We start from the raw sequence: 23,886 nt of genomic DNA on the forward strand, positions 1-23,886 counted from the left end.
GCTCCCGACGTGATCCACGTCTATTCTTCCGAACATGACCCAGAGCGAGGACACGAACCGCTGGAGCCATCTTCCCGAGCACGGGTCCCTTGAGGACACGATCACGATGAAGGCCATCGATCCCGGCAAGGACGGGACCCCGGAAGTTGACCTGAAGCGCCACTGGGCGACTCAGGAGCAGGGCTGAACCAAGAGCTGAAGGACGCTTTCGCCGCATCTGATGCAGTGAAAGCGTCCTTCGCCGCGTCTTGCGCGGTTCAGCTCGCGCCGCCCGGCTGCCAAAGGATGTCGCCGTCCGGGTTCGCGAGCCGGGACAGGATGAACAGCAGGTCCGAAAGCCGGTTCAGGTACTTCAGCGCCAGCTGGTTCGTGGCGGCCTCTTCGGCCTCGTAGAGCGCCCAGCCGGAGCGCTCCGCCCGCCGCGAGACCGTGCGGGCCTGGTGCAGGAAAGCCGCCCCCGGGGTGCCGCCCGGCAGGATGAACGACGTCAGCTTCGGCACGCGTTCGTTGAACTCGTCGCACCAGCCTTCGAGCCGTTCGATGTACCGCTCAGTGATGCGAAGCGGTTCGTACGGCGGGTTCTCCACGATCGGCGCGCACAGATCCGCGCCGACGTCGAAGAGATCGTTCTGTACTCCACGCAGGACGCGCGTGATCTCCTCGGACAGGCCACCCATCGCGAGCGCGAGCCCGATGACGGAATTGGCCTCGTCGACGTCGGCGTAGGCGCCCAGCCGGGGCGACGTCTTCGGTACGCGGGAGCCGTCGCCGAGCGCCGTGGTGCCGTTGTCGCCGACCTTCGTGTAAACGCGGTTGATACGAACGACCATGAAGCCGACTCTACCGGCCCGGCGTAAGGCAAATCCGGATGAGAGGGCATGATTGGCGCCCATGAGCGAGCACTTCGACGTGCACGGCGGAGCACGGCTGGTCGGCGAGGTCGACGTGGTCGGGGCGAAGAACAGCGTCTTGAAACTGATGGCCGCGGCCCTGTTGGCCGAGGGCACGACGACCATCACGAACTGCCCCCAGATCCTCGACGTCCCTCTGATGGGCGATGTCCTGCGCAGCGTGGGCTGCGACGTCGTCATCGACGGCGACACCGCCAAGATCACCACCCCGGCCGAGCTTTCGCACCGGGCCGATTCGGCCGCGATGGGCAAACTGCGTGCCTCGGTCTGCGTGCTGGGACCGCTGGTCGGACGGCTGAAGCGGGCCGTCGTCGCGCTGCCGGGCGGTGACGCGATCGGCTCCCGGCCACTGGACATGCACCAGAACGGCCTGCGCAAGCTGGGCGCCACCAGCACCATCGAGCACGGCTGCGTGGTGGCGAAGGCCGACGGCCTGCGCGGCGCGCAGATCTGGCTGGACTTCCCGAGCGTCGGCGCCACCGAGAACATCCTGATGGCCGCAGTCCTCGCCGAGGGCACCACGGTCATCGACAACGCCGCGCGCGAGCCCGAAATCGTCGACATCTGCACGATGCTCATCGAGATGGGCGCGAAGGTCGAAGGCGCCGGCACGTCGACCCTCACGGTCGAAGGCGTCGAGAAGCTGAACCCCACCGAGCACCGCGTGATCGGCGACCGGATCGTGGGCGCGACCTGGGCGTTCGCCGCCGCGATGACCCGCGGCGACCTGACCGTGCGCGGGGTCAACCCGCACTACCTGGACCTGGTCCTCGACAAGCTCGGCCTGGCGGGTGCCGAGGTCGAGACGTTCGGCGACAAGGGTTTCCGCATCATCCAGAAGGAGCGCCCGAAGGCCGTCGACTGGGTGACGCTGCCGTACCCCGGCTTCGCGACCGACCTGCAGCCGTTCGCGGTGGCGCTTTCGGCGGTGTCCGAAGGCACCTCGATGATCACCGAGAACATCTACGAGGCACGGTTCCGGTTCATCGAAGAGATGATGAGGCTCTCCGGCGACGCGCGTACCGACGGCCACCACGCCGTCGTCCGCGGCGTCGAGAGGCTCTCCAGCGCACCGGTCTGGGCCGCGGACATCCGCGCCGGGGCCGGGCTGGTGCTGGCCGGGCTGTGCGCGGACAGCGTCACCGAGGTCTGGGACGTCTTCCACATCGACCGCGGCTACCCGCATTTCGTGGAGAACCTGAACCGGCTCGGTGCCCGCATCGAGCGCGTTTCGGGCGAGCCCGAGCGAGCCTAGCCTTCGAGCGCGAGGGCGGCGCCGAAGCCGACCAGAGCCGTGCCGGTGACGCCGTCGAGTGCCCGGCGGACCTTGCGGCGCTCCAGCCAGGTCCGGACGCGGTGCACGAAGAACAGCAGGACCATCAGCCACAGCGAACCCAGCACCGCGACGGTGTAGGCGAGCAGCAGCGCGTCCCACGTCGACGTCGTCGCGGGGTCGAGGAACTGCGGCAGCACCGACAGGTACAGCACGAGGACCTTCGGGTTCGTGATGTTGGAAAGGAAGCCTTCGCGGAAGCGGCGGAACCCGCTCGCGCGCTGGTGCTTCACCGCAGCGACGCCGGTGTAGTCGCCGCGCCACGCGCCGCGCAGCGCCTGGAAGCCGAGGAAGACCAGGTAGGCGGCGCCGAGCCACTTGAGCGTCACGAACACCGGCTGCGACTGCGCGATGACGACCCCGAGGCCGAGCGCGGCGGCGCTGCCCTGGACGGCGTTGCCGGCGAAGATCCCGGCCGTGGCCAGGAAACCGCCGCGGGTGCCGCCGGACAGCGAATTCTTGAGCATCACCATCGTGTCCGGGCCGGGGGCCAGGACGATCAAGAGGACGATGATCAGATAGCTGCTGTACGAACTCCACGTCACGTATGCACACGTTAGATGCCGTGTCCGCGCGAGTCTCACGGATTTCGGTCACAGTGGCGGCGGCCGCGGTAGGTCCGTTCGGCCCGGAAAGCACCCGACGTTCGGACACTGCCACCGGCTCCCGCGGCGGGTAGTGTGCCTTGGCATGCATGAGGGGCAGATCGACCTCCTTCCAGGCGAACGGGTCATCTGGGCCGGGACGCCGGTGCGCAGGCCGCTCTTCAACCCCGGTGACTACTTCAACGTCCCGTTCGGTGTGCTCTGGCTGGGCGGCGTCACCGCGTTCTTCTTCTACAACCACGACACGGCGTTCCATATGGCCGCGTGGATCGTGCTCACCGTCGCGGGCGTGTTCCATCTCGTCGGCAGGCCGCTCGTCCGGTACCTCAGGCTCGCCTCGACGACGTACGCGGTGACGGACAGCCGGGTCATCGCGACCAGTTCGCTCACTCGCCGCAAGGAAGAGACCGCGTCGCTGGCGGAACTCCCCGACCCTGTCATCACGCCGGGGCCGGGCAAGACCGGGACGATCACGTTCGGCAGGCTCGGCGTGCTGGCGTGGGCGTCGGCGAACTACGGCACCGGCCAGGGGAAGGACCGGAAAGCTCCGGTCATCCTGGTGGGGGTCAGCGACGTCGCCAAGGTGCGCGAGAGGCTCGTGAGGGCCGTTGACGAGGCACGACAGCGCCAGACGCCCCCGAAGGCCGACGCCGTCGGAGAATGACCCGACTGTGTTCGATTCAACTGCGCGGCCGATGTTACCGGCCGGTATACTCGGACGGTCGTCCAGCAGTGTCCGACCCGGAGGTGCACCGTGCCCTATCCCACGGACCGTGAACGGGACCGCCCCTGGGTGATGCGGACCTACGCCGGTCACTCGTCCGCGGCCGCGTCCAACGAGCTGTACCGGCGCAACCTCGCCAAGGGGCAGACGGGACTTTCCGTCGCCTTCGATCTGCCCACGCAGACCGGCTACGACCCGGACCACCAGCTCTCCAAGGGCGAAGTCGGCAAGGTCGGCGTCCCGGTCTCGCATATCGGCGACATGCGGCAGCTCTTCGACGGCATCCCGCTCGCCGAGGCCAACACGTCGATGACGATCAACGCGCCCGCCATGTGGCTGCTGGCGCTCTACGTCTCCGTGGCCCGTGAGCAGGCCGAAGCCGAGGGCCGAGACGTGGACGAGGTGCTGGCCAAGCTCACCGGCACCACGCAGAACGACATCATCAAGGAATACCTCTCCCGCGGTACCTACATCTTCCCGCCGGGCCCGAGTCTCCGCCTGATCACCGACATGATCGCGTGGACCGTGCACCACGTGCCGAAGTGGAACCCCATCAACATCTGCAGCTACCACCTGCAGGAAGCCGGGGCGACGCCGACGCAGGAGGTCGCGTACGCGCTGTGCACCGCCATCGCCGTCCTCGACGCCGTCCGGGATTCCGGGCAGGTCGAAGCGGCCGACATGGCCAAGGTGGTCGCGCGGATCTCGTTCTTCGTCAACGCGGGTGTGCGCTTCGTCGAAGAGATGTCGAAGATGCGCGCGTTCACCGCGCTCTGGGACGAGATCACCCGGGATCGTTACGGCGTAACGGATCCGAAGGCGCGGCGGCTGCGCTACGGCGTCCAGGTGAACTCGCTGGGCCTCACCGAGGCGCAGCCCGAGAACAACGTCCAGCGCATCGTGCTGGAAATGCTCGCGGTCTCGCTGTCGCGCGGTTCCCGAGCCCGCGCGATCCAGTTGCCTGCCTGGAACGAGGCGCTCGGCCTGCCGCGGCCGTGGGACCAGCAGTGGGCGCTGCGGATGCAGCAGGTGCTGGCCTTCGAGACCGATCTGCTGGAGTACGAGGACATCTTCGACGGCTCGCACGTCATCCAGGCCAAGGTCGACGAGATCATGGCGGGCGCGCGCGAGGAGATCGCGCGGGTGCAGGACCTCGGTGGCGCGGTCGCGGCCGTCGAGAGCGGCTACATGAAGTCGCAGCTCGTCGCCGCGCTCGCGGAAAACCGGCGTGGCATGGAGAACGGCGAGCGGATCCTGGTCGGGGTCAACAAGTTCGAGACCACCGAGCCCTCGCCGCTGCAAGCCGAAGGCGCCAAGGCGATCGAGACCATCGACCCGGCCGTGGAGAAGCAGGCCGTGAGCGCCATCGAGGAATGGCGCGCGCACCGCGACAACGCGGCCGCCGAGGCATCGCTGGAGAACCTGAAGGCCATCGCGAAGACCTCGGAGAACCTTTTCGAAGCCACGCTCGACTGCGTCCGCGCCGGTGTCACCACCGGGGAATGGTCCTGGGCCCTGCGCGACGTGTTCGGCGAATACCGCGCTCCCACCGGGGTTTCCGCGTCGGCCGCGGCGGGTGAAGGCAGCGAAGAGATCCGCCGGGTCCGTGGCCGGATCAAGGCGACGAGCACCGAAATCGGTGAGCGGCTGCGGATCCTGGTCGGCAAGCCCGGTCTCGACGGGCATTCCAACGGCGCCGAGCAGGTGGCCGTGCGGGCGCGCGACGTCGGCTTCGAGGTGGTGTACCAGGGAATCCGGCTGACTCCGGACCAGATCGTCGCGGCCGCAGTCCAGGAGGGCGTGCACGTGGTCGGGCTGTCGGTGCTTTCCGGGTCGCACCTCGAGGTCGTGCCTCAGGTCGTGGACGGCCTGCGGGCGGCCGGCGCGGGCGACATCCCGGTCATCGTCGGCGGCATCATCCCGCCCGACGACGAGAAGCTCCTGCTGGAGCGCGGGATCGCGCGGGTCTTCACGCCCAAGGACTACGAACTCACCGGAATCATGGACGGAATCGTGAGTTTGGTCCGGGAGCGCCACGGCCTGAGCACTTAAAGTCACCGTAAATCTCGGTACCGTAACGGCAGTTGGTGCGTGACCCGCTCACACTGCCCTGGCAAAGGTACCCACCTACGTTTCGATTAAACCGATTAATCGAAAAGAGGTGCTGCTATGACGCACGGCGAGTGGTCAAGGCGGGAGTTCTTCCGGCGGTCGGCCGTCCTGGGTGCGGTCACGATCGGCGGTCCGGTTCTGCTGTCCGCGTGCACGTCGACGTCATCAGGCGATGCGTTGCAAGCGGCCAAGGAAGCCAAGAAGATCAAGATCGGCATCGCGAACGAAGCACCCTACGGTTTCACGGATCAAGCCGGCAAGGTCACCGGCGAAGCGCCGGAGGTGGCGCGCGCCGTCTTCAAGGCGATGGGCATCGACAACGTCGAGGCCAGCGCCGTTTCCTTCGATCAGCTGATCCCCGCGCTCAACGCCAGGCAGTACGACATCGTCGCGGCCGGGATGAACATCAAGAAGGAACGCTGCGACGCGGCGGCCTTCTCGATCCCCGACTACTCGGCGCTGACGGCTTTGCTGGTCCCGAAGGGAAATCCGCAGCAGATCCTGAAGTTCGAGGACATCGCGGCGAAGAAGGTCAAGGTCGCCGTGCTCTCGGCCGCGGTGGAAAAGGGGTACGCCACCGATTCCGGTGTCGCCGAGGACCAGATCATCACCCTCGATTCGCAGGACAACATGCTCCGCGCGGTCACCGACGGCCGGGTCTACTGCGCCGCGCTGACCGACATCTCGCTCAAGGACGTGCTGCTGAAGAACCCCGGCGCGGCGGCCGAGGTCACCCAGGGCTTCGACCCGATCAAGAACGGCCAGCCGGTGGTTTCCGCCGGTGCGTTCGTGTTCCGCAGGGACGACAGCCCGTTGCGTGAGGCGTTCAACGCCGAACTCAAGAAACTGCACGACAGCGGGGAATGGACCCGGATCGTGACACCGTTCGGCTTCTCGGCGGACAACCTGCCGAAGGCCGAAGTCACCACCGAGAAACTCTGCGCGGTGTAACGGGGCTGACGTCATGTCGTCGTCGGTATCGCATATCATCACGTCCGTCCTCAGTGGACTGACCGCGACCGTCACCGCCGCGCTCGGCGGGATCGCGCTCACCGTGGTGCTTTCCCTGGTCGCCGGGCTCGCACTGAGATCGCCGTCCCGGGTGGTGCGGGGGATTTCCCGCGTCTACGTCGAGATCTTCCGTGGCACGTCGGAAGTGGTCCAGTTGTTCTGGCTGTTCTTCGTGCTGCCGGTGCTCGTCGGTTTCCAGCTGGTGCCGATGTTCGCCGGGATCCTGGTGCTGGGGCTCAACCATGGGGCCTACGGCGCGGAAATCGTTCGCGGAGCGGTGAATTCGGTTCCGCGCGCGCAGTTCGAGGGCGCTGTCGCGCTCAATCTGTCGCCCGCTCAGCGGATGCGACGGGTGATCCTGCCGCAGGCGTTCGCGGAAATGCTGCCACCGTTCAACAACCTGTTCATCCAGTTGCTGAAGAGCACCGCCCTGTTGTCGTTCATCGCCGTTCCGGAGATGGCGCGCCAAGGTGAACTGCTGCGGCCGGTGTTCGGCGCCGAGATCGGCTGGATCTACGGCACCGAACTCGTGCTCTACCTCCTGCTCGCCGTGCTCATCACCACCGGGATGCGGGCGCTGGAACGGTTCTCGGCGCGACGGCTCGGCAGAGCGCCGGCCAAGATGACGGCCACGGCGGGGGGTGTGTGATGGACTGGAGCTGGGAAGCGGCCTACGACTCGATTCCTTTGCTGCTCGAAGGTCTGCTCGTCACCGTCGAGATCACCCTGCTCGCCTCGGTGGTCGGCTACGCGCTCGGCCTGGCGTTCGCCTTGGTCCGGCGCGCGAAGATCCCGGTGCTGTCCCGGGCGGTCTGGCTGTTCATCGAGTTCGTCCGCAGCACACCGTTGCTGATCCAGGTGTTCGCGATCTTCTACCTGGTACCGCCTTTGACGGGGTTCACGATGTCGCCGTTCGTCACCGGTGTGGTGGCGCTCGGCGTGCATTACGCGACCTACGCCGCCGAGGTCTACCGGGCCGGGATCGAAGCCGTCCCGAAAGGACAGTGGGAGGCCGCGACCGCGCTGAACCTACCCCGATCCCGGGTGTGGACGGCCGTCGTGCTCCCGCAGGCCGTCCCGCGGGTGCTGCCCGCGCTGGGCAACTACACGATCTCGATGTTCAAGGAGACCCCGTTGCTCCTGGCGATCGGAGTCGTCGATGTGCTGGCCAGAGCGAAGGAGGTCGGCGCCGAAACGTTCCGCGTCATCGAGCCGTACACCCTGGCCGGGGTGCTGTTCCTGCTGGTGAGCCTGCCGGCTTCGATTCTGGTGAGAAGGTTGGAGCGTCGTGCCGCCCACAGTTGATTCCCCGATGATCCGGTTCTCGCAGGTGGTCAAGTCCTACGGTGACCACGTTGTGCTGCGAGACCTCGATTTCACCGTCGCGCCAGGGGAATTCGTCTCGCTGATCGGGCCGAGCGGGTCCGGGAAGACGACGATCCTGCGGCTGCTGATGACCTTGGAGAAGGTCGACGGCGGCACCATCGAGGTCTGCGGCGACTACCTGAGCCATATGAAGCGCGGTGAGAAGCAGGTGCCCTCGGACGAGAAGTACCTGCGGGACGTGCGCAAGCGGATCGGCATGGTGTTCCAGCAGTTCAACCTGTTCCCCAACATGAACGTGCTGCGCAACATCACCGAGGCGCCGATCCACTCGCTCGGCGTCCCCCGTGAGGAGGCCGAGGCGCGAGCCGTCGACCTCCTGGACATGGTCGGGCTTACGGACAAGCAGAACGCGCATCCCACGCGGCTTTCGGGCGGCCAGCAGCAGCGCGTCGCGATCGCACGGGCACTGGCGATGCGGCCGGACGTGCTGCTGCTGGACGAGGTCACCTCGGCACTCGACCCCGAACTGGTCGCCGACGTCCTGCGTGTGCTGCGCGAGATCGCGGCGTCCACCGACATCACGATCCTCTGTGTCACGCATGAGATGCAGTTCGCGCGGGACGTGTCGGATCGCGTGATGATGTTCGACCAGGGACAGGTGCTGGAGGACGCCGCGCCGGACAAGTTGTTCAACGATCCCGATCACGCCCGGACGCGGCGGTTCCTCAAGGCGGTGATCGACCGCGCCTAGTTGTACTGACCTGAGAGGTTGGGGACGCGGCTGGCGGGTGGTTGGCCGTTGAGTGCGGTGTGGCCGCGGGGCGGGTGCGTTTGTGGGTGATGCCCGCGTCGCGCAGGGTGTCGCGCCAGAGGTGGGATTTGTGCATGCGCCGTTGTCGGTGAGCACTCGTGGGACGGTGATTCCGTTGCTGGTGAAGAAGGTCTGTACTCGTTGCCAGAACGCGGCCGCGGTGTCTTTCTTTTCGTCGGGCAGGATTGCGCTGTAAGCCAGGCGGAATGGTCGTCGACCGCGTTGTGCAGGTAGCTGTAGCCGACATGGCTGTTGCCGTTGCCGTCCAAGGTCTTGCCTGGTGTGCGGGTGGGTGTCGCTGCCCGGCTTGGCGGCCGGTGACCCGGTGCCCGCCTCCGTCGGGGATGTTGCCCTGGGCATGCCATAACGGCGCAGGACCGCGTGCACCGTGTAAGTGGCTTGCGGTGTCGTCACGGGGAGCCTGGCCAGGTTGGTGACTGTGTGGATTTTGGGACATCTGACGTCCCAAAATCCACACAGTCCCCGCGTTTCGGTCCCCATCGAGGTCGCAAGCCGCGACCCGGTGCGCCGTCGCCCTCACGCACTTCCGGTGGAGCCTTCATGCGACTCAGAGGCTGCCGAGGATCTCCTTCGTCGAGGTGACCGTGGCGAACCCGCCACCGTGCAGGTTCGTCGCGGTCGCCTTGGACAGTTCGTCGGCGGTGAGGACGCTCCCGTCCGGCCCGGCGAGGTCGAAGGTGAACGTCGCGTCGAGGGCGAAAGTGACGTCGTAGCCGAGGTTCCCGCCGACGCGCGCGGTGGTCTCGCAGCAGAAGTTCGTCTGGATCCCGGCGAGCACGAACGACGTGATGCCCCGCGTCTTCAGCCAGCCGTCGAGATCGACGTCGCCGTGGAAGGCCGAGTTGACCTTCTTGCCGAACACCAGATCCGCGCGCACGCCGTCGAGTTCGGGCTTGAAGTGGTTGCCCTCCTGGCCGGGCTGCAGCGACGAGCCGGGTTTGACCGAGTCGTGGTGCACCAGCACGATCGGCAGCCCGCGCTCCTGGTAGGCGTCGACGAGCGCCTTGATGTTGGCTTCCGCGCCGGGGTTGTTGCGCGGTCCCCAGACAGGCTTGTCGAAGCCGCGCTGGACGTCGATCACGAGCAGGGCCTTGGTTTCAGTGGTCATGACATCGAGTCTCGTGCGCGCGATGGCCGCAAGGGGAGTGGCAGAAGACGCGCGATGCGGTACTTTTCTGCCATGCGAACCGTGGGCGTTCTCCTCCTGCCGGGCAGCCGGGCCTTCGACCTGGGCGTGATCGGCGAGGTCTGGGGTGTCGACCGGACCGACAGCGGTATCGGGCCGTTCGAGGTCCGCCTGTGCGCGCCGGGCCGTGCGCGGATCGCGGTCCGGCCGTTCGGGCAGATCGAGGCGACGCATGGGCTCAACGGGCTCGACGGCTGCGATCTCGTCCTCGCGCCCGGCCGGGTCGAGCCGCTCGCCGAGGTGCCCGCGGCCGCCGTCGCCGCGCTCCGCAAGGTGCACCGGGCCGGGATCACCGTCGCGTCGCTGTGCTCGGGCGCGTTCACCCTGGCCGCGGCCGGGCTGCTCGACGGCCGTTCGGTCACCACGCACTGGCGGCTGCTGGACGACCTCGAAACCGCCGCGGCGTCGGCCATAGTCCAGCGCGACGTGCTGTTCACCGACGAGGGTGACGTGCTGACGTCGGCCGGTGTGGTCGGCGGCCTCGACCTGTGCCTGCATCTGGTGCGCCGCGAGCACGGCGCCGAGGTCGCGGCCGCGCTCGCCCGGCGGCTGGTGATGCCGCCGTCGCGAGAAGGTGGACAGCGGCAATATGTCGACAACCCGTTGCCGCCCAAGCCGTCCCGGCCGAGTGTGTCGTCCACAATGGACTGGGCGTTGGAGCGGATCGCCGACGACATCGGCGTCGACGACCTCGTCGTCCACGCCGGACTGAGCGAGCGGACCTTCCATCGAGAGTTCGCGGCCGCCACCGGGGCGACACCCGGACGCTGGCTGCGCGCCCAGCGGGTCCGGCTGGCCCGGCGGCTGCTGGAGACCACCGAACTCCCGGTCGAGCGGGTCGCGCAGCGGTCCGGCCTGGGTACCGCCGCCAATCTGCGGCGGCGGCTGCGGGCCGAGGTCGGGGTCGGCCCCGATTCGTACCGCCGGACGTTCCGGTCGGTTACCGTCGAAGCATGGCCGAGTACGAGCACATCCTCGTGAAGCGTGACGGCGACACCGTCACGATCACCATGAACCGGGCCGCGCGGCGGAACTCGCTGTCCGAGGACCACCTGACCGAACTGCTCGCGGCGTTCCGCGAGGCCGGGGAGACCGACGCCACCGGGATCGTCCTGGCGGGCGCCGGGCCGGTGTTCTCGGCGGGACACGACTTCGGCGACGTCGCCGCGCGCGACCTGATGGGTGTGCGCGAGCTGCTGCGGCTGTGCACGGATCTGATGGGGACGATGCAGTCGGTGCCGCAGGTCGTCATCGCGAGGGTGCACGGGCTCGCGACCGCGGCCGGTTGCCAGCTGGCGGCCTCGTGCGACCTCGCCGTCGCCGCCGAATCGGCCGGGTTCGCCCTGCAGGGCGGCAAGGCCGGCTGGTTCTGCCATACCCCCGCGGTGCCGGTGGCCAGGGCGATCGGGCGGAAGCGGCTGATGGAACTGGCGCTCACCGGCGACGTCATCGACGCGGCGACCGCGCTGGACTGGGGCCTGGTGAACCGCGTCGTCCCGGACGATGAGCTGGACGAGGCCGTCGCTTCGCTGCTGGGACGCGCCACGCGCGGCAGCCGGGCGAGCAAGGCGATGGGGAAGCAGACCCTGTACGCGCAGCTGGACCGGCCCGAGGCCGACGCCTACGCGCTGGCGCTCGAGGTCATGGCGTCGGCGTCGCAGCTGCCCGGGGCGCGTGAGGGGATGGCGTCCTTCCTGGAGAAGCGTTCCCCGGTGTGGCCCGACTGAGCCGATGCCATGAACGACTCGGTACTTGCAAAATTTGCAAGTAACGAGTCGTTCATGACACGCGTTCGTGCATGAGCAGCAGCGTGTAGGCGGCCAGCGTCTGGGCGTCGGTGACGTCGCCCGAAGTGATCATCTTCTCGAACTCGTCCCGTTCGAACCACGCCGTCCGCATGTCCTGCTCCTCGACCTCACGCTGAGCCTCGCCCTGCGTGAGAGCGGTGGCGAGGAACACGCGCCCGCGCTGGCTCGACACCCCGGCGGCGACGTCGACCAGGCCGATGTCCACCATCGACCCGGCGATCAGCCCGGTCTCTTCGCGCAGTTCGCGCGCGGCGAGTTCGGGCGGCGGGACGTCGGCGCGGTCGGGGGCGGTGCCCATCGGGAACTCCCAGCGCCGCAGGCCCAGCGGGTACCGGAACTGCTCGACCAGGTGAAACCTGGCGCCGTCGGAGGGGATCACCACGGCGCAGGTGGGCTTGTCGATGACGGCGTAGATCCCTTCTGAACCATCGGGCCGCCGGACGGCGTCTTCGCGCACGGTCATCCAGTTGTTCCGGTACACCTCGCGCGAGCTGACACGCTGAATGGGGTCCATGCGACCAGTATCGCCATGCTTGTCCTACCCTCGCGTGGTGCGCCTAGTGATCGCTCGTTGCCAGGTCGACTACGCCGGCCGTCTGACCGCCCATCTGCCGATGGCCACCCGGCTGTTGCTCGTCAAGGCCGACGGCTCGGTGTCCGTGCACTCGGACGACCGGGCCTACAAGCCGCTGAACTGGATGAGCCCGCCGTGCTGGCTGATCGAAGACGGCAAGCTGTGGATCGTCGAGAACAAGCAGGGGGAGAAGCTCGTCATCACGATCGAGGAGATCTTCCACGACCACGCCCGGGAACTGGGTGTGGAACCGGGCCTGCAGAAGGACGGCGTCGAGGCGCACCTGCAGGCACTGCTCGCCGAGCACATCAAGACCCTCGGTGACGGCTACACGTTGGTGCGCCGGGAATTCCCGACCGCGATCGGCCCGGTCGACATCATGGCGCGCGACGCCGACGGTGCCAGCGTCGCCGTCGAGATCAAGCGGCGCGGCGAGATCGACGGCGTCGAGCAGCTCACGCGGTACCTCGAACTGCTCAACCGCGACCCGTTGCTGGCGCCGGTGCAGGGCGTCTTCGCCGCGCAGATCATCAAGCCGCAGGCGCGGACGCTGGCCGAGGACCGGGGGATCCGGTGTCTCACCCTGGACTACGACGCTCTGCGCGGCATCGAGTCGAACGAATTCCGCCTGTTCTAGACCCGTCTCTCTCGCAAGTAGTCCTCTAGTTGCGGTAGTTGCACGCGCAAGTACCGCAACTAGAGGACTACTTGCGGGAGCAGCGGGAGCCCGGGCGCTGAACAGCCGATATCCGATCGAGTCCTTGAATGTGTATCTGCATTCTTTCTCGCGCCACAGAATGCCCGAAAGGGCAGCGAGAAATTAACGAACTCGGCCGGTCGAGCAAAAGAACCAGCTATTTATGGGTCATTCGGGTGAACGCCGGATTCGCTTGTCTCGCGTTGTGCCACACTCGATTTCCGCGAGGGGTACCGCCGACATACGGCGGTCGCGGGTGCAGGGGTGATGAGCCATGGCTGATTCGGTGAAGCGCGTCGATCTGGTACTCGAAGGCGGCGGGGTCAAAGGTATCGGGCTGCTGGGCGCGGTGCTGGAGTTGCATGAGGCGGGCTACACGTTCCCGCGGATCGCCGGGACGAGCGCGGGCGCCATCGTCGCCACTCTGGTCGCCGCTTATCAGAAAGCCGGGAAGGATCTCGGTGGCCTGGAAGCGGTGATGAACGACATGGATTGCCGCAAGTTCCAGGATCAGTCCCTGGTCGACAAGGTCGCCGGCCCGATCGGTGACGGCGTCGATCTGCTCCTGCACGACGGGATGCACAGCGGCGACTATCTCGCGGAATGGCTCACGCCTTTGCTGGACGAGCTCGGCGTGCGTACTTTCGCCGATCTCGCCATCGAAGACTCCGAGAGCACTTTGCGTTCCTATCAACGGTATTCGCTCGTCGTCCACGTCAGCGATCTGACCCGTCGCGTGCTGGTCCGGTTGCCTTGGGACTATTCGCAGTACGGCCACGACCCCGGCGAGGAGAAGATCGTCGACGCCGTCCGCGCGTCGATGTCGATCCCGTTCTACTTCCGGCCGGTGCAGTTCGACGTCCGGCCGGAGGGCACCGTCACCTGGGTCGACGGCGGCCTGCTCTCGAACTTCCCGATCACGGTCTTCGACCGGACGGACTCGAAGCCGTCGCGGTGGCCGACGTGGGGAGTGAAGCTTTCCGGGGAACCGGTGGGCGGTCGCGACAAAGCGGTGAAGGGAGCGTTGCGGATCGCCATCGGTTCGCTCGAAACCCTGACGTCGGACTGGAATCGTTACCGGTTGCACGAGGAAGGTGTCAACCGGCGGACCGTGTACGTCGACACGACAGGTGTTTCCGCCGTCGACTTCAAGCTCGGTGACGAGGAGAAGAAACATCTCTTCGAAAACGGGCGGGAGGCCGCGCGGCGGTTTCTGGAAAAGATCGTGCCGCAGTGAAACTCGCCGGCGCTATTCCGGTGGGATGAGGGATAGGAGGATCCCATGCGTTATCGCCCGATCGGCAGCGAACCGGCGGATGATCGCCTCGGCCGGTTCATCCCGGACGACTGGCGCCACATCGAGCGCTTTCCGCTGACCGCGCTGGCCACCGAAGACCGGCCCACCCGGTCGCCGGTCGTCATCGGTGTCAACTGGTACAAGGAATTCGACGTCCCGGAGAAGGACGAGAAGTCCGGCGAGTTCTTCGTCGCGAAGAAGGGCGCCAAATCGCTCACCCGGATCCGCGGCGGGCACTGTGTCTGTCTCGAACCCGGCGAGTCGACCGACGGCGACACCCAGTACGCGTTCTACGACCAGGGCAGCGAGGGCGCCTGTGTCGGATTCGGCTGGTCGCGCTGCATGACGATGTTCAACGGCGACCTGTACGCCGCGCGGTGGCTGTGGGACCAGTCGAAACTGCGCGACGAATGGGGCGAGACCAACCCCGGTGACAACAACGGCACGTCCGTCCGAGCGGCGGCCGAGGTCCTGCTCGAACTGGGGCACGTCCCGTGGTCGGAGAGCTACACCGACGACGACCACGTCAAGCGGGCCGCCTACACGCCGGACGTGAAGAACGGCATCCAGGCCTTCCGCTGGGCGAAGACCGTCGAAGAGGTGCACGAGGTCCTCGGCAACCCGCGGGCCGACGAACTCGGCGCGGTCCCGTTCCTCAACTCGTGGGGCCCTGGTTACCCGCATCGCACGTACATGCCGGATGACGTCCTGGCCCGGTTGATCAAGGAGGACGGCGAAGTCGGCCTGCCCACGGACCGGTAAACCCCCGCCGGTCACGGGAAAGGGCCGCTCCGGACGGAGCGGCCCTTTTTCTGTTCGGAGTCGGGAGGGTCCCGGCCCGGCGGACGATCAAATGACACTGTCCTCTTCGGAAATTGCTCCCTTTGCCGGACAACCGGACGCCGCGCTCCGACGTGGTAGTCGATGCAGGTCTGGGGAAAGGGAGAAACCATGAAACTCAAGTCCTGGGTGCGGTTCGCGGCGCCGGTCGTCGCCGCGCTTTCGGTCGCGGTGCTGGCGCAGCCCGCGGAGGCGGCGAGCCGCATCGGGTGGCGCCCGACGGTCCTGCCGTTGCCGCCCGGCGGAAGCAGCGGGTTCCTGACCGGCTCTGACGGCAAGGGGGAGTACACGGGCACGTTCACGCTCAACGGCAGGCAATCGGTCGTCAGCTGGCGCAACGGGCAGCCGGTGCTGCGCGGCGTGCCGAGCGGCTACGAGGCGGCGCTGGCCGAGGACGAGAACCCGTCCGGCGTCGTGGTCGGCACGGCGCACGACTACGACACGATGATCAGCCGGGCGTACACGCTGGACGCGACAGGGTTCCACGTCAAGGACGTCCCGGCAGGCTACGACTACGTGTACGGCGTCGCGATCAACACGCGCGGCGACGTGCTCGGCCGGGCCATGGTGTTCGGCGGCGGCCTCGCGACCGACGCCGCGGTCCTGTGGCGGGCGGAGGGTGGCGCGCCGGTGATCATCCCGGCCACGCGGGACATGTACTACGCGCACGACCTCGACGAGGACGGCACGATCCTGTTCGACTCGGACTCCAACCCGGTGCTGTGGAAGGACGGGGCCGTCCGGCGCCTGTCACCGAGCCCGTCGATCCAGGGCTGGGGCCTCGCGATCCGCAACGGGGTCGTGGTCGGGACGCGGATCTACGGCGGCGTCGAGCAGGCGGTGCGCTGGGCGTCCCCGGACGCGGCGGCGGTCGGGCTGGCGGGCGGCGCGAGGGCGTTGAGCGTCAACCAGGTCGGCCTGACAACCGGGCTGGTGCCGAACCCGTCGGGGCCGGTGATCGTCGGCAACGCGATCGCGTGGCGCGCCACGACTCCTGGCGAGGTCCGCGCGCCTGGCGGCTACTCGACGTTCGAAGCCTCGGTCGCGGCCGACGACGGCTCGCTCGCCGGGTTCGCGACGAACGGCTCGAGGGACTCCGGCGGCGTGCCGGTGGTCTGGCGCCTGACGCCGTGAGCTGTTCTCCGGATCGGCCTTGAACACCAGGCCGGGGGCGGTGTGCTCCCGGCCTGGCGGGCGGCCCACCCGCGCTGCCGTTCCTGAATCCATGCAGTATGGTCCGCGACTGACGTGATAACGGCGTTTCTCGTGGACATTTCATGATGGAGGTGGGTCGGTTGCACGTACTGGCCGATGCGAACCTGCGGCTCGACGCCAGTCCTATCGACTACGTCCTGCTCGCCTTCTATTTCGCCCTGGTGCTCGGCATCGGATATATGGCCCGCAAGTCGGTCTCGAGCAGTCTGGACTTCTTCCTTTCCGGACGCTCCTTGCCTGCTTGGGTCACCGGGCTCGCCTTCATCTCGGCGAACCTCGGCGCGGTCGAGATCATGGGCATGTCGGCGAACGGCGTGCTCTACGGCCTGCCGACCTTCCACTACTTCTGGATCGGCGCGATCCCCGCGATGCTGTTCCTCGGCATCGTGATGATGCCGTTCTATTACGGCTCGAAGGTCCGCAGTGTCCCGGAGTTCATGCTCCGCCGCTTCGGCAAACCCGCACACCTGGTCAACGGCATCAGTTTCGCGAGCGCGCAGATCCTCATCGCCGGCGCGAACCTGTTCCTGCTCGCCAGCGTGGTCAACCTCCTGCTCGGCTGGCCGCTGTGGGTGTCGATCATCGTCGCGGCCGCGGTCGTGCTCTCCTACACCGCGCTCGGCGGCCTGTCCGCCGCCATCTACAACGAGGTCCTGCAATTCTTCGTGATCGTCGCGGCGCTGCTGCCGCTGACCATCGTCGGCCTGGTCAAGGTCGGCGGTTGGCAGGGACTGGTCGACAAGGTCTCCGCCGGCCCCGGCGGAGAAGCGCAGCTGCACTCGTGGCCGGGTGACAACCTCACCGGCTTCGGCAACAGCTTCCTCTCGATCCTCGGTCTCGTCTTCGGCCTCGGTTTCGTGCTGTCCTTCGGTTACTGGACCACGAACTTCGTCGAGGTCCAGCGCGCGATGGCGTCGAAGAGCATGTCGGCCGCGCGCCGGACGCCGATCATCGGCGCCTTCCCGAAGATGTTCATCCCGTTCATCGTGATCATCCCCGGCATGATCGCCGCGGTCACCGTGTCGGAGTACGTCCAGGACAAGCAGGTCCTGCTCGACGGCGGCGAGGCGCCCAGCGGCGTCACCGCGAACAACGCGATCCTGCTGCTGATGCGCGACCTGCTGCCCAACGGCATGCTCGGCGTCGCGATCGCCGGTCTCCTCGCGTCCTTCATGGCCGGTATGGCGGCGAACCTGAGTTCGTTCAACACCGTCTTCACCTACGACATCTGGCAGTCGTACGTGAAGAAGAACGAGTCCGACGGCTACTACCTCCGCCTCGGCCGCCTGGTCACCGCGGCGGGCACGGTGCTGGCGATCGGCACCGCGTTCATCGCGTCGAACTCCGGGAACATCCTGACCTACCTGCAGGACCTGTTCTCCTTCTTCAACGCGCCGCTGTTCGCCACGTTCATCCTCGGCATGTTCTGGAAGCGGATGACGCCGACGGCGGGCTGGGTCGGCCTGATCTCCGGTACCGCGTCCGCGATCACCGTGTGGCTTCTGTCGCAGGCCGGGATCCTCGGCCTCACCGGGCAGGGCGTCAGCTTCGTGGCCGCCGGTACGGCGTTCGCGGTCGACATCGTGGTCAGCGTGGCGGTCTCACTGGCCACCGCGCCGAAGCCGGAGTCCCAGCTCGTCGGCCTCGTCTACTCTCTGACTCCGCGTGAGTCCCTGAAGCACGACGACACCGGCGAGAACTCGGGCTGGTACCGCAAGCCGGGGCTGCTCGCCGGCATCGTGCTGATCCTGACCATCGCGCTCAACATCATCTTCTAGGAGGCCGGAGATGGCTGAGTCCAAGACGCCCAAGAAGGCCGGTGTGTTCGATATCCGGCTGGTCATCGCTCTGCTCATCGGCGGCTACGGGCTGGTGCTCACGATCATGGGCATCGGCTTCACCACCGAGAAGGAGCTGGCCAAGGCGGCCGACGTCAACATCAACCTGTGGGCCGGTATCGGCATGCTGGTGTTCGGGTTGCTGTTCGTGCTGTGGGCGAAGCTGCGGCCCATCGTGGTGCCGCCCGCCGCCGAGGGCGAGGGCGGCGAATAGCCGGGTTGTCCGGACAGCGCCGAGGCTGTCCGGCTACCGTGCACCTCGTGCTGCTCAACGCTCGACGTCGCCGGATCGTGTCCGTGCTGGCCCTGGTGGCCGCGCTCGGCGCGGTCTCCGCCTGCGGACAGAACCTCGGCAAGTCCAACTTCGCCCGTACGACCGTCGCGGCGGAAGCCGGGTCCGGTTCCGGTGAGGTGCCGTCCGGGGACATCAACGATCCGGCCGTCACGCCCGCGATGATGCGCACGATCGACCCGTGCCCGCTGGTCGGCAAGGACGTGCTGAGCAGCCTCGGCACTCCGGAGGATCCGCGGCCGTCGCTCACCTCGTTCGGCGCCTGCCGGGCGAAGGTCACCGATGCCGGCGGCAAGCAGCTTTCGGTCTCCGTCGACATCGGCGCGTCGACCTACGTCTCCGGTACCGGTTCGGTGGTCACGGCGGTGGAGGGCCTTCCGCAGATCGAGCGGAAGAGCAAGGACGGCAAGAGCTGCGACGTCGGCATCATGACGTTGCGCAAGCCCGAACGCGGGATCGGCTTCTCGGTCACCTACGACGGTGGCGACCCCTGTGCGACAGGCCGTGCGGTGGCGGCGAAGGCCGTGAAGACCCTGCACGCGTCGCCCGCGAAGTACCCGTCGACCGCGGGCACCTTGACCGCGGTCGACCCGTGCACCGCCGCGGACGCCGCCGTCCTCGCCGAGGTCGTGCCGCACGGCGCGACCTCGCTGACCAGCTTCCACTCCTGCGACTGGACCCCGGGCTCCAACCCGCGGATCTCGATCGGCTTCCGCTACGGCCTGCCGCCCGAGGAACGCGACGGGACCAAGAAGGTCGATATCGACGGCGTCACCGCCTTCCAGAAGCCCGGTACCAGCAGCGACGCCGAGTGCAAGATCGAGTGGCAGCACAAGCCGTGGGCCGACGACGAGGTCGAGATCGCCAACGTGATCTACAAGAACTATGACGAGAAGAAGGACGAAGCGGCGTCCTGCGCGAAGGCGGTCAAGATCGCCAAATCGGTGATCGCGAAGCTGCCCAAGCCCTAGCCGGGGCGCTGGGCCTGGCGGCATCCGGCCGCGGGCGGTAGGAAGGGGACACCCACCCGCCGACGTGCCGGAGCCCACCATGAAGAAGATCATCAACGACCCGAAGACGGTGGTCGCGGAATCCCTGCGCGGGCTGGCCGTGGCGCACGCGGACGTCCTGCGGGTGGAGGACGACCCGGCGATCGTGGTGCGGGTCGACGCGCCGGTCGCGGGCAAGGTCGCGGTCATCTCCGGCGGAGGATCCGGGCACGAACCGCTGCATGGCGGCTTCGTCGGCCGGGGCATGCTCGCCGCCGCCGTCCCGGGTGCGGTGTTCACCTCGCCGACGCCGGACGCCGTCGAGGCCGCGGTCAAGGCCACCACCGGGGAGGCGGGCGCGCTGCTGATCGTCAAGAACTACACCGGTGACGTCCTCAACTTCGAGACCGCCGCGGAACTCGCCGCCGCCGAAGGGCTGGACGTGCGCAGCGTGGTCATCGACGACGACGTCGCGGTCAAGGACTCGACCTACACCGCCGGCCGTCGTGGCGTCGGCGGCACGGTGCTGCTGGAGAAGGTCACCGGCGCCGCGGCCGAACGCGGGGACTCGCTCGACGCGGTCGAGGCCTTGGCGCGCAAGGTGATCGGCCAGGTCCGGTCGATCGGCGTCGCGCTCAGCGCGCCGACGGTGCCGCACGCGGGCGAGCCGAGTTTCGTCCTCGCCGACGACGAGATCGAGTTCGGCATCGGCATCCACGGCGAACCCGGCATCGAACGGACGCCCGCCTTGTCCGCCGACGAACTCGTCGCGCGGATGGTCGAGGCGATCGTGACGGACCTGCCCTTCGCCGAGGGCGACAAGGTCCTGTTGTTCACGAACTCGATGGGCGGTACCCCGCTGGTCGAGCTGTACCTGGCGCACGGGATCGCCGAGCGGCTGCTGGCCGAGCGTGGGATCGTGGTCGAGCGGCGCCTGGTGGGGCCGTACATCACCAGCCTTGAAATGCAGGGGATGAGCCTGACTTTGCTGAAACTGGACGACGAGCTGACCGAGTTGTGGGACGCGCCGGTGAACACGCCGGCTCTGAGGTGGGGAGTTTGATGGCCTGCACTGCCGAGACGCTCGTCGCCGCCTTGCGGGCGGCGGCCGCGGTGATCGCCGAGCACCGCGCCGAGCTGATCGACCTCGACCGCGCGATCGGCGACGCCGACCACGGCGAGAACATGGACCGCGGGTTCACCGCCATCGTGTCCGCTTTGGACACCGCCACTCCCGAAACCCCCGCCGCGGTGGTGAAACTCGCCGCCACGACGTTGATCTCGAAGGTCGGTGGCGCGGCAGGACCGTTGTACGGCACGGCTTTCCTGCGCGCGTCGGCGAAACTGGGTGACGCGACCGAAGTGGACGGTCCGCTGCTGGTCGAGGCACTGCGCGCGGCACTCGAAGGAGTGCAGGCACGCGGAAAGGCCGTCGGCGGAGACGCGACCATGGTCGACGCGCTGCTGCCCGCCGTCTCCGCCGCCGAGGGGGCCGTCGGCTCGGACATCGCGGCGATCCTGACCGCGGCCGCCGACGCGGCCGACAAGGGCGCCGAGTCCACAGTGGACCTCGTGCCGCGCAAGGGCCGCGCGTCCTACCTCGGGGAGCGGGCCAAGGGACATCTCGATCCCGGTGCCCGCTCGACGGCGCTGCTGCTGCGCGCGTTCGCGGAGGCCGCCCGGTGAGCGTCGGAATCGTGCTCGTCTCCCACAGCGCCAAAATCGCCGAAGGGCTCGCCGAACTCGCCGCGCAGATGGCGCCGGACGTCACCATCGTGGCGGCGGGAGGGCTGTCCGACGGCGGGATCGGGACGGACTACGACGAGGTCGTCGCGGCCACTCAACGCGCCGATTCGGGCTCGGGTGTCGTCCTGCTCTACGACCTCGGCAGCGCGCAGATGACCGCGGACCTGGCCGTCGAATCGCTCGCCGATCCGTCGGCCGCCGTCGTGGTGGACGCGCCGCTGGTCGAAGGCGCGATCGCGGCCGCCGTCGCGGCGCAGGGCGGCGCGGACCGCCAGGCCGTCGCCGAGGCCGCCGCGTCGGCGGGTGTCCCGCCGGATCTCACCTTCGACGGTGGTGCGCAGGACGGCGAGAGCAGTGTCGAACTCACGCTGCGGAACGACGTCGGGCTGCACGCGCGGCCGGCCGCGGTGCTGGCGCGGAGTCTCGCCGGACTGGAGGCCGAGGTCAGCGTGCGGCTCGGAGACGAGACCGCGAACGCCAACAGTGTGCTCGCGCTGATGGCTCTCGGCGCACGTCAGGGTGACCGGATCGAGGTCAGCGCGCGGGGTGCCCAGGCGGAGGAAGCGCTCGCGAAAGTCAAGGAACTCGTGGACCAGAATTTCGGTGAGTAAACGCGACTGACTCGATTCGGAGGGTGACAGGCGCTGCTTTCCGCGCCGCGGCATGGCACGATCGGAGAAAACTACCAGCGAGTAACCTCCGGAGGCCGGTTGTGGCGCGGGAAATCTCGAGTGTGGGAGTCATCGGTCTCGGCACCATGGGTGCTGGGATCGCCGAGGTGCTCGCGCGAAGCGGCGTGTCCGTGATCGCGGTGGAGATCGACGACGAAGGCGTGGCCAGGGGCAGGGGCCATCTGGAGCACTCGACCGAACGGGGGGTCTCGGGCGGCAAGCTCGACGCCGGCGGCCGGAGCGAACTGCTGGGGCGGATCCGCCACACCACGTCGCTGCACGAACTGTCCGATGTGGACCTGGTGATCGAGGCGATTCCGGAGAGTCTCGAAGCCAAGGCGGACGTTTTCACCCAGCTGGACAAGATCACCGGGCCGGACACGATCTTCGCGTCCAACACCTCGTCGCTGTCGATCACCGAAATCGGCGTGCACACCTCGCGGCCCGGCAAGGTCGTCGGGATGCACTTCTTCAACCCCGCGCCGATCCTCAAACTGGTCGAGATCGTGCGCACGGTCGTCACCGAACCCGACGTGGTCACCGACGTCGTCGCGTTCGCCGAACGGCTCGGCAAGACCCCGGTGGTGATCGGCGACCGCGCCGGATTCATCGCGAACGCCCTGCTGTTCGGCTATCTCAACCACGCCGTGCGGATGTTCGAGCAGCGCTACGCCTCGCGGGAGGATCTCGACGCGGCGATGCGGTTCGGCTGCGGATATCCCATGGGGCCCTTGGCCTTGCTCGATCTCATCGGGCTGGACACCGCGTACGAGATCCTCGACACGATGTACCACCAGTCGCGCAACCGGCTCCACGCGCCGGCCCCGTTGCTCAAGCAGATGATCACCGCGGGGCAGCTCGGACGGAAGACCGCACGCGGCTTCTACGCCTATGACGAGGCCGATTCGCCCACCGTGATCGACGCGGTCACGGCATCCACAGTGGACGGTGCCGCGCCGCGTGAGGTGCGCAAGGTCGGCGTCGTCGGGACCGGGACCATGGCGACCGGGATCGTCGAGGTGTTCGCGAAACGCGGCTACGAGGTCATCCTCCGGGCGCGGAGCGCCGAGAAGGCCGCGGCGTCGGTCGCGCGCGTGAAGAAGTCGCTGGACAAGGCCGTCGTCAAGGGCAGACTGTCCGAAGAGGACGCCGTCGCCGCGCTGGGCCGGATCTCGCCGGCGGTGGAATTCGAAGAACTCGCCGACGTCGACCTCGTCATCGAGGCGGTGGCCGAAGACCTGGCGGTGAAGCAGGCCGTCTTCGCCGCGCTCGACGACGTCGTGAAGGCGGGGGCGGTGCTGGCGACCACCACGTCGTCGCTGCCGGTCATCGAATGCGCGGCCGCCACCTCTCGGCCCTCGGACGTGGTCGGGGTGCACTTCTTCAACCCGGCGCCGGTGATGAAACTCGTCGAGGTCGTCTCGACGATCGCCACCGCGCCCGACGTCATCGCGACCGTGGACGCCGTCTGCGCGGCCGTCGGCAAGCATCCGGTGCACTGCGGCGACCGGGCCGGGTTCATTGTCAACGCGCTGCTGTTCCCGTACCTGAACGACGCGGTGAAGATGCTCGAAGCCCACTACGCGGAGGCCAACGACATCGACACCGCCATGAAGGTGGGCTGCGGGCTGCCGATGGGGCCGTTCGAACTGCTCGACGTCGTCGGGCTGGACGTTTCGCTGGCGATCCAGCGGACGTTGTTCAACGAGTTCCGCGAAGAGGGCTTCGCGCCCGCTCCGCTGCTGGAGCACCTCGTGACCGCGGGACGGCTCGGCCGGAAGACCGGGAAGGGCTTTAAGGACTACTCCGCGCGGTAGGGCTCGGTGCTGCCGGGTGTGTCATGAAAGGGTCTTTCAGGACGAAAAGCGTCCTGGAAGAC

General features: G+C 67.8%; 25 protein-coding genes and 1 pseudogene. 21 read left to right on the forward strand and 5 right to left on the reverse strand.

The features are described 5' to 3' along the window. Positions 1-34: 34 nt before the first annotated feature. On the forward strand, positions 35-187 hold the full coding sequence (locus tag ACLJRL_RS01780) for a hypothetical protein (protein WP_410654200.1): 153 nt from the start codon (positions 35-37) through the stop codon (positions 185-187). 70 nt (positions 188-257) lie between these two features. On the opposite strand, the gene ACLJRL_RS01785 is transcribed toward ACLJRL_RS01780, so the two are convergent. Next, entirely contained in the window at positions 258-830 is a 573-nt protein-coding gene (locus ACLJRL_RS01785) for a cob(I)yrinic acid a,c-diamide adenosyltransferase (RefSeq protein ID WP_410654201.1), read from the reverse strand. Positions 831-891: 61 nt separating this feature from the next. Here ACLJRL_RS01785 and murA point away from each other — a divergent pair, with 61 nt between their 5' ends. After that, a complete protein-coding gene (gene murA / locus ACLJRL_RS01790; RefSeq protein WP_410654202.1) occupies positions 892-2,166 on the forward strand; it encodes a UDP-N-acetylglucosamine 1-carboxyvinyltransferase in 1,275 nt (424 codons plus the stop codon). On the opposite strand, the gene ACLJRL_RS01795 is transcribed toward murA, so the two are convergent. Beyond that, complete coding sequence (locus tag ACLJRL_RS01795) at positions 2,163-2,789, reverse strand: LysE family translocator (protein WP_410654203.1); 627 nt, start codon at positions 2,787-2,789, stop codon at positions 2,163-2,165. The two genes, murA and ACLJRL_RS01795, sit on opposite strands and share 4 nt — an antisense overlap. A 145-nt stretch (positions 2,790-2,934) precedes the next feature. Between ACLJRL_RS01795 and ACLJRL_RS01800 the strand changes: the two genes are divergently transcribed. The 6 genes from ACLJRL_RS01800 (at position 2,935) to ehuA (ending at position 8,773) form a co-directional block, all read left to right on the forward strand. After that, on the forward strand, positions 2,935-3,513 hold the full coding sequence (locus tag ACLJRL_RS01800) for a hypothetical protein (RefSeq protein WP_410654204.1): 579 nt from the start codon (positions 2,935-2,937) through the stop codon (positions 3,511-3,513). Positions 3,514-3,603: 90 nt separating this feature from the next. Continuing rightward, positions 3,604-5,625, forward strand: coding sequence for a protein meaA (locus ACLJRL_RS01805; protein ID WP_410654205.1), 2,022 nt, complete (start codon positions 3,604-3,606; stop codon positions 5,623-5,625). A 117-nt stretch (positions 5,626-5,742) separates the two neighbouring features. Next, positions 5,743-6,636, forward strand: coding sequence for an ectoine/hydroxyectoine ABC transporter substrate-binding protein EhuB (ehuB, locus tag ACLJRL_RS01810; protein ID WP_410654206.1), 894 nt, complete (start codon positions 5,743-5,745; stop codon positions 6,634-6,636). A 13-nt stretch (positions 6,637-6,649) separates the two neighbouring features. Next, positions 6,650-7,345: an ectoine/hydroxyectoine ABC transporter permease subunit EhuC gene (ehuC, locus tag ACLJRL_RS01815; protein ID WP_410654207.1), complete on the forward strand. Its 696-nt coding sequence runs from the start codon at positions 6,650-6,652 to the stop codon at positions 7,343-7,345. Then, a complete protein-coding gene (gene ehuD / locus ACLJRL_RS01820) occupies positions 7,345-8,001 on the forward strand; it encodes an ectoine/hydroxyectoine ABC transporter permease subunit EhuD (RefSeq protein ID WP_410654208.1) in 657 nt (218 codons plus the stop codon). Before ehuC ends, ehuD begins: the two co-directional genes overlap by 1 nt. A gap of 7 nt (positions 8,002-8,008) precedes the next feature. Further along, positions 8,009-8,773 (forward strand): ectoine/hydroxyectoine ABC transporter ATP-binding protein EhuA, encoded by a 765-nt coding sequence (gene ehuA, locus ACLJRL_RS01825; RefSeq protein ID WP_410655127.1) that lies wholly within the window; start codon positions 8,009-8,011, stop codon positions 8,771-8,773. 67 nt (positions 8,774-8,840) lie between these two features. On the opposite strand, the pseudogene ACLJRL_RS01830 reads toward ehuA, so the two are convergent. After that, positions 8,841-9,185, reverse strand: a pseudogene (locus ACLJRL_RS01830) (DDE-type integrase/transposase/recombinase); the annotation flags it as partial. 216 nt (positions 9,186-9,401) lie between these two features. Next, positions 9,402-9,962, reverse strand: a complete 561-nt coding sequence (locus tag ACLJRL_RS01835; protein ID WP_410654209.1) for a cysteine hydrolase family protein — start codon at positions 9,960-9,962, stop codon at positions 9,402-9,404. Between the two features lie 72 nt (positions 9,963-10,034). Between ACLJRL_RS01835 and ACLJRL_RS01840 the strand changes: the two genes are divergently transcribed. Both ACLJRL_RS01840 and ACLJRL_RS01845 read left to right on the forward strand, forming a co-directional pair. Beyond that, positions 10,035-11,021, forward strand: coding sequence for a GlxA family transcriptional regulator (locus ACLJRL_RS01840; RefSeq protein ID WP_410654210.1), 987 nt, complete (start codon positions 10,035-10,037; stop codon positions 11,019-11,021). Continuing rightward, positions 10,994-11,767, forward strand: a complete 774-nt coding sequence (locus ACLJRL_RS01845; RefSeq protein WP_410654211.1) for an enoyl-CoA hydratase-related protein — start codon at positions 10,994-10,996, stop codon at positions 11,765-11,767. Before ACLJRL_RS01840 ends, ACLJRL_RS01845 begins: the two co-directional genes overlap by 28 nt. Positions 11,768-11,819: 52 nt before the next feature. On the opposite strand, the gene ACLJRL_RS01850 is transcribed toward ACLJRL_RS01845, so the two are convergent. Continuing rightward, positions 11,820-12,362 (reverse strand): NUDIX domain-containing protein, encoded by a 543-nt coding sequence (locus ACLJRL_RS01850; RefSeq protein ID WP_410654212.1) that lies wholly within the window; start codon positions 12,360-12,362, stop codon positions 11,820-11,822. Positions 12,363-12,399: 37 nt separating this feature from the next. On the opposite strand from ACLJRL_RS01850, the gene nucS reads away from it, so the two are divergent. The 11 genes from nucS to ACLJRL_RS01905 all read left to right on the forward strand — a co-directional run bounded on the left by nucS (position 12,400) and on the right by ACLJRL_RS01905 (position 23,824). Further along, positions 12,400-13,059, forward strand: coding sequence for an endonuclease NucS (gene nucS, locus ACLJRL_RS01855; protein ID WP_410654213.1), 660 nt, complete (start codon positions 12,400-12,402; stop codon positions 13,057-13,059). 334 nt (positions 13,060-13,393) lie between these two features. Continuing rightward, positions 13,394-14,356 (forward strand): patatin-like phospholipase family protein, encoded by a 963-nt coding sequence (locus ACLJRL_RS01860; protein ID WP_410654214.1) that lies wholly within the window; start codon positions 13,394-13,396, stop codon positions 14,354-14,356. Positions 14,357-14,401: 45 nt separating this feature from the next. Beyond that, positions 14,402-15,178: a hypothetical protein gene (locus tag ACLJRL_RS01865; protein WP_410654215.1), complete on the forward strand. Its 777-nt coding sequence runs from the start codon at positions 14,402-14,404 to the stop codon at positions 15,176-15,178. A gap of 189 nt (positions 15,179-15,367) precedes the next feature. Next, the gene (locus ACLJRL_RS01870; RefSeq protein WP_410654216.1) at positions 15,368-16,390 is read left to right on the forward strand and encodes a hypothetical protein; all 1,023 of its coding nucleotides are present in this window, start codon (positions 15,368-15,370) and stop codon (positions 16,388-16,390) included. 161 nt (positions 16,391-16,551) lie between these two features. Beyond that, complete coding sequence (locus tag ACLJRL_RS01875) at positions 16,552-18,249, forward strand: sodium:solute symporter family protein (RefSeq protein ID WP_410655128.1); 1,698 nt, start codon at positions 16,552-16,554, stop codon at positions 18,247-18,249. A 10-nt stretch (positions 18,250-18,259) separates the two neighbouring features. Beyond that, entirely contained in the window at positions 18,260-18,523 is a 264-nt protein-coding gene (locus tag ACLJRL_RS01880; protein ID WP_410654217.1) for a hypothetical protein, read from the forward strand. Between the two features lie 47 nt (positions 18,524-18,570). After that, complete coding sequence (locus ACLJRL_RS01885) at positions 18,571-19,572, forward strand: DUF3558 domain-containing protein (protein ID WP_410654218.1); 1,002 nt, start codon at positions 18,571-18,573, stop codon at positions 19,570-19,572. 79 nt (positions 19,573-19,651) lie between these two features. Next, a complete protein-coding gene (gene dhaK / locus ACLJRL_RS01890) occupies positions 19,652-20,653 on the forward strand; it encodes a dihydroxyacetone kinase subunit DhaK (RefSeq protein WP_410654219.1) in 1,002 nt (333 codons plus the stop codon). Next, positions 20,653-21,276: a dihydroxyacetone kinase subunit DhaL gene (gene dhaL / locus ACLJRL_RS01895; protein ID WP_410654220.1), complete on the forward strand. Its 624-nt coding sequence runs from the start codon at positions 20,653-20,655 to the stop codon at positions 21,274-21,276. The genes dhaK and dhaL overlap by 1 nt, the downstream gene beginning before the upstream one ends. Continuing rightward, positions 21,273-21,947 carry a dihydroxyacetone kinase phosphoryl donor subunit DhaM gene (dhaM, locus tag ACLJRL_RS01900; protein WP_410654221.1) on the forward strand — a complete coding sequence of 225 codons (675 nt, stop codon included), beginning with the start codon at positions 21,273-21,275 and terminating at the stop codon, positions 21,945-21,947. Before dhaL ends, dhaM begins: the two co-directional genes overlap by 4 nt. Positions 21,948-22,048: 101 nt before the next feature. After that, positions 22,049-23,824 (forward strand): 3-hydroxyacyl-CoA dehydrogenase family protein, encoded by a 1,776-nt coding sequence (locus ACLJRL_RS01905; protein ID WP_410654222.1) that lies wholly within the window; start codon positions 22,049-22,051, stop codon positions 23,822-23,824. Positions 23,825-23,886: the final 62 nt, after the last annotated feature.

The organism is Amycolatopsis sp. lyj-112 (assembly GCF_046549055.1).
Lineage (GTDB): Bacteria > Actinomycetota > Actinomycetes > Mycobacteriales > Pseudonocardiaceae > Amycolatopsis.

What these genes read in the sequence shown, in the direction of transcription:
- dhaK (WP_410654219.1), top strand. Translation starts at nt 19,652, where the DNA reads ATGAAGAAGATCATCAACGACCCGAAGACGGTGGTCGCGGAATCCCTG.
- ehuC (WP_410654207.1), top strand. Translation starts at nt 6,650, where the DNA reads ATGTCGTCGTCGGTATCGCATATCATCACGTCCGTCCTCAGTGGACTG.
- ACLJRL_RS01800 (WP_410654204.1), top strand. Translation starts at nt 2,935, where the DNA reads ATGCATGAGGGGCAGATCGACCTCCTTCCAGGCGAACGGGTCATCTGG.
- ehuB (WP_410654206.1), top strand. Translation starts at nt 5,743, where the DNA reads ATGACGCACGGCGAGTGGTCAAGGCGGGAGTTCTTCCGGCGGTCGGCC.
- murA (WP_410654202.1), top strand. Translation starts at nt 892, where the DNA reads ATGAGCGAGCACTTCGACGTGCACGGCGGAGCACGGCTGGTCGGCGAG.
- ACLJRL_RS01850 (WP_410654212.1), bottom strand. Translation starts at nt 12,362, where the DNA reads ATGGACCCCATTCAGCGTGTCAGCTCGCGCGAGGTGTACCGGAACAAC.
- ACLJRL_RS01865 (WP_410654215.1), top strand. Translation starts at nt 14,402, where the DNA reads ATGCGTTATCGCCCGATCGGCAGCGAACCGGCGGATGATCGCCTCGGC.
- ACLJRL_RS01845 (WP_410654211.1), top strand. Translation starts at nt 10,994, where the DNA reads ATGGCCGAGTACGAGCACATCCTCGTGAAGCGTGACGGCGACACCGTC.
- ehuA (WP_410655127.1), top strand. Translation starts at nt 8,009, where the DNA reads ATGATCCGGTTCTCGCAGGTGGTCAAGTCCTACGGTGACCACGTTGTG.
- ACLJRL_RS01880 (WP_410654217.1), top strand. Translation starts at nt 18,260, where the DNA reads ATGGCTGAGTCCAAGACGCCCAAGAAGGCCGGTGTGTTCGATATCCGG.
- ehuD (WP_410654208.1), top strand. Translation starts at nt 7,345, where the DNA reads ATGGACTGGAGCTGGGAAGCGGCCTACGACTCGATTCCTTTGCTGCTC.
- ACLJRL_RS01780 (WP_410654200.1), top strand. Translation starts at nt 35, where the DNA reads ATGACCCAGAGCGAGGACACGAACCGCTGGAGCCATCTTCCCGAGCAC.
- ACLJRL_RS01870 (WP_410654216.1), top strand. Translation starts at nt 15,368, where the DNA reads ATGAAACTCAAGTCCTGGGTGCGGTTCGCGGCGCCGGTCGTCGCCGCG.
- ACLJRL_RS01835 (WP_410654209.1), bottom strand. Translation starts at nt 9,962, where the DNA reads ATGACCACTGAAACCAAGGCCCTGCTCGTGATCGACGTCCAGCGCGGC.
- ACLJRL_RS01860 (WP_410654214.1), top strand. Translation starts at nt 13,394, where the DNA reads ATGGCTGATTCGGTGAAGCGCGTCGATCTGGTACTCGAAGGCGGCGGG.
- ACLJRL_RS01840 (WP_410654210.1), top strand. Translation starts at nt 10,035, where the DNA reads ATGCGAACCGTGGGCGTTCTCCTCCTGCCGGGCAGCCGGGCCTTCGAC.
- dhaL (WP_410654220.1), top strand. Translation starts at nt 20,653, where the DNA reads ATGGCCTGCACTGCCGAGACGCTCGTCGCCGCCTTGCGGGCGGCGGCC.
- ACLJRL_RS01785 (WP_410654201.1), bottom strand. Translation starts at nt 830, where the DNA reads ATGGTCGTTCGTATCAACCGCGTTTACACGAAGGTCGGCGACAACGGC.